The 4,049-nt window shown below is 46.4% G+C and carries 4 protein-coding genes; 3 read left to right on the forward strand and 1 reads right to left on the reverse strand.

All coding sequences use genetic code 11. The features are described from left to right. Window positions 1-322 (reverse strand): DUF721 domain-containing protein (locus RMO27_RS21180; protein ID WP_309736321.1); only part of this gene is annotated, 322 nt, incomplete at its 3' end. 339 nt (window positions 323-661) lie between these two features. Between RMO27_RS21180 and RMO27_RS21185 the strand changes: the two genes are divergently transcribed. The 3 genes from RMO27_RS21185 to RMO27_RS21195 all read left to right on the forward strand — a co-directional run bounded on the left by RMO27_RS21185 (window position 662) and on the right by RMO27_RS21195 (window position 3,762). Beyond that, window positions 662-1,804, forward strand: a complete 1,143-nt coding sequence (locus RMO27_RS21185; protein WP_309736323.1) for a hypothetical protein — start codon at window positions 662-664, stop codon at window positions 1,802-1,804. A gap of 201 nt (window positions 1,805-2,005) precedes the next feature. After that, window positions 2,006-2,800: a PspA/IM30 family protein gene (locus RMO27_RS21190; protein ID WP_309736327.1), complete on the forward strand. Its 795-nt coding sequence runs from the start codon at window positions 2,006-2,008 to the stop codon at window positions 2,798-2,800. A 278-nt stretch (window positions 2,801-3,078) separates the two neighbouring features. Continuing rightward, window positions 3,079-3,762, forward strand: a complete 684-nt coding sequence (locus RMO27_RS21195) for a PEP-CTERM sorting domain-containing protein (RefSeq protein WP_309736325.1) — start codon at window positions 3,079-3,081, stop codon at window positions 3,760-3,762. The last annotated feature ends 287 nt before the right edge of the window (window positions 3,763-4,049 follow it).

Below are 4,049 nucleotides of genomic sequence, written 5' to 3' on the forward strand. Positions count from 1 at the left end.
TACTGTCAGTGGCTGTGGGACTAAATTTGCGATAGCCGACTGAGACAAACCGCAGATCGTCGATCTGGGGGGCGAGCAGCAGTCGATTGAATTGCCCGCACAGTCCTCTTCTGCCAAAAGTAAGCTGATGGGCGAGGCTCGAACTGTGAGTCGCAATTGTCAGGATGCCTCTAGAGAGGGATTTGGGCTGAGTGAGATCGGCGATAGCTGGAGATACTGTTGCCGTCCACGCCTGCATAATTAAGCCCCAATCCCGGACACCTTCCCATCCTGGTTGACTTTGAATCTGTGCGGTAATTGTGGAGATCGATGTTAATGACATACAAAGAAAATCGAGTAATAACGAACTGCAATTAAAAAATCTTAGTCAAATATCTAATTTTTGCTGAATCGGCGGAGTTTTGGAATATATTAATGACAAGGCAACCGGCACTTAGCTGAACAATTTACCGAAAGTTGGCTACTAACTGTCAGCCAAACTACGGAATAGCAGTCTTCAGGAAGATCTCGATCGGCCCAACTGCGTCTGGTTATCCGATTGTGGGTAATCTAAAGACAGTATCGCTCATTAGCTAGTGCGATCAATAATATCAACCCATCATCGACACGTCGGCAATCGCGAGTCGCAACTGTCAACTGTCAACTGAATCTAAAGTGAGTTATGAACCACAATCCATCTGACGATCGCGCGCAGAATCCGAACCCATCCGAGCAAGCTGTCGTTGCTGGCACTGCTACCCAGAGCGCGCCCGATCGATCCGCGCTCAACCCTTTGCTCCAAAAAGCACTGAGTTGTCTAGATATTAAATTGGAAGACGAACTCACTAGATTTAGATTTCAACAGCAAGCTGGCAGTAACACGACTGAGGCCGAACGCGAGGACAGTGATGGGGGTCGCCATCGTCCAGAGCTACCAGCAGATCGGGTAATTTGGGAACAACAGTCGGTCTTTGATGCTGACGATGAGATTCTCACCGCTGAAATCGTGACTCCAGCCACGGCCGAAACCGAGATCGATTTGGGTGATCGCGATGCGGCTCCTGTCGGTGGATTTATCATTATTGATGGACTCACTTCATCGGCGAGTAGCAGTCAGAATGCGATTGCTACTACTAATTATGCACCGATCGCACTGCATCGATCGGGTGGCGCGCTCGATCGGCAAATGGCACTGAACTTCTCATCTGGCGGCCAAATGGCCACATACCAAGATGAATATTCTTCATCCTCACAAGAACTGCTCCGCCAAATTCAATCGGGTCGTCCGCCGACAGATCCAGCCACCACAGCCCCTACAGAGACTGCCGCTGCCAAGCCCCGACCCAAACACCTGACTCCACTCAAAATCGGGTCGATGGCCGCTGTTTGCGCTCTCGCAGGTGGAGCGGTCTATACTTATCTCAATCCGAGCATTTTAGCCCCGCTGACTGCGACCAAGACGGTCAACACGGCCACTACGAGCTTGCTCGGACAAACGATCCAGAGTCCAAATCTCGCTGTCAATGAATTTAGCGAACTGAATTTAAGTACGCTCAATACGATTAAATTGCCGGCAGCACCAACCGCGACTACTTCGAGTACGCCGACAACTACCGCGACGATGATTGCCCCCGCTACCAGCCCAGCAGGTGCGCCAGTGGCGATTCCGTTCAATCGGCCGACGACTCAAGTTGCCCCAGTTACGATGATTACTTCTCAGCCTAGATTGGCGGATAGTCTGGTCAGATCGCTACTGCCACCAAATTTTCATACATTTGTCAAACCATCTGGCTATCGAGTGACACCGCCCACAACCGGACGTTAATATCCGCCCCTAAATTACAATCGACGATTTTCGATAATATCAGTTGTTACTAATTCCCAAATTAGTAGTGCCCGATTGGTAGATCCAGAAGTTATCATAATTACTAGGTTAGTTATTTAAATCATCAACCAAAACTATAACGCTAGCCGCGAACTAGTTACTCAGCGGCTAGTGTACGGAAACTATAAAGAGGATAGTGATATGGGATTATTCGATCGGGTGAGCAGACTGCTGCGCGCAAATGTGAATGACATGGTAAGTAAAGCCGAAGATCCAGAAAAAATTCTGGAACAAGCGGTGATGGACATGCAAGAAGACTTGGTGCAACTCCGCCAAGCAGTTGCCAGCAGCATCGCCAATCAAAAACGTACCGAGCAACAGTACAACAAAGCGATGGCGGATGCCAATAGCTGGCAGAGCAAAGCCCAACTCGCCCTCCAAAAAGGCGATGAAGATCTCGCTCGCGAAGCTCTGGTTCGCAAGAAAAACTACAGTGAAACTGCTGGCAGCCTCAAAGCCCAATTGGATGGGCAAGCTGGCATGGTCGATACGATGAAAAAGAGCTTGATCCAACTTGAGGGCAAGATTTCCGAAGCCAAAACCAAGAAGGATATGCTCAAATCTCGTTCCCAAGCTGCCAAAGCTCAGGAACAATTGCAAGGTGCAGTCGGACGCCTGGGTACCAACAGTGCCATGGCTGCCTTCGAGCGAATGGAAGAAAAAGTCCTGATCCAAGAAGCAAAATCTCAAGCAGCAGCAGAACTGACTGGCGCAGATCTCGAAAGCAAATTTGCCGCTCTATCCGCTGGTAGTGATGTCGATGACGAACTCGCGGCGATGAAACAGCAAATGCTCGGTGGTAGCACTCCCACCGCCGCTCTACCTCAAGGTGCAGTGTCGCCAACATCAACAACACCAAAAGATACCGTTAAAGCCCCAATGACGCCTCAGGATGAAGAATTGGAAGCCTTACGCAAACAAATCGACGGTTTGTAAGCTGTGTTTAGGCTCGATGTTTAATTCATCTATTTAGTCATTGACATCCTCCCACCACTAAGGTTGAGTCGAGGGGGGCTATTATGCCCCGCCCCTCTCATGGCTCTCCTCCACTTAAGGTGATAAGTAATGCTTATTTAAATAATTCCGCTTCGCTCCAATTATTCAAATAAGCAAACTAATAACTTGTCTCTCATCATGTCAAAAATTTTAAATCCATAACTTTGTCTAACTAGACCTTAACCGAACCGTATTGGAAACACTTAAATATTCTGGCAATGAACTTTTTAACAAAATCATTACTAGCTACTAATATTATCTTATGTAGTTTATTGATCGGCACTATCAATGCCAGTGCTGCTGTCTTTAATTTCACGTTCGATGCTAATGTTGATAATACCGTAAGGCCACCTTCTGTGGGTAGTGGAACTCTTAGTTTTGACGGAGCTGCAATAGTTGGAAGTTATTCACTAGCGAGCTTGAGCAACCTTGATGTAAATTTCAGTTTTATTGACGGGTTCTCCTTTAAGCGCGATGATTTAAATTTAAGTAGCAGTTCCTCGATTAACGGAATCTCAATTTTTAATTCAGGAGCTGGTAACCTTGGACTTGCTTTTACTACTCAGAATGAGTATAGTACATTTGGCTTTATTTCTGAACCAAACTTTCCTGCACGTTTTTTGTCCGCACCTTTCTTGAGTTTTGAACCAACCATCAGTATTAACAGTCCGATTACACGTTCTGGCGGTGATGGATTTAGTAATCAATATGCCATTGTTGGTACCATACAATCTTTTATGAATCCTGGAGCCACCAGACCTGAATTCGTATTTATAGGGAACTATAACGCCGTTAGTGCTCAAGAGGTTCCTGAGCCTGCAACTATTTTAGGTTCTTTAACTGCTTTTAGTTTCGCAGTATATTCTAAACATAAAAGTAAGAAGTTGTTAAAACAAACGTAGTTTTATGTTTGTTCTCCGATCGAGCTAGCCCATGGTGCGAATTACCAAAAGAATTCCCATTATTAGCAGAAAGGCGCAAGCGGATAGTGAAAGCTTTTGAAGATAACGGTACCCCGCGAACCTGCAAACCGCTGTAACTGGAGTAGAAAGATCCCCGACTTTTTCAAAAAGTCGGGGATCTGGTCTATTTATACATCTAAACGACGCTCGATCGCGTGTGCCCAAGTATCGGTAATTGCAGCAATATCCAGATCGATTAATTTAGTTTCAGCAGTTACTTGGAATCG

Source organism: Chamaesiphon sp. OTE_75_metabat_556 (genome assembly GCF_031378165.1).
GTDB lineage: Bacteria > Cyanobacteriota > Cyanobacteriia > Cyanobacteriales > Chamaesiphonaceae > Chamaesiphon.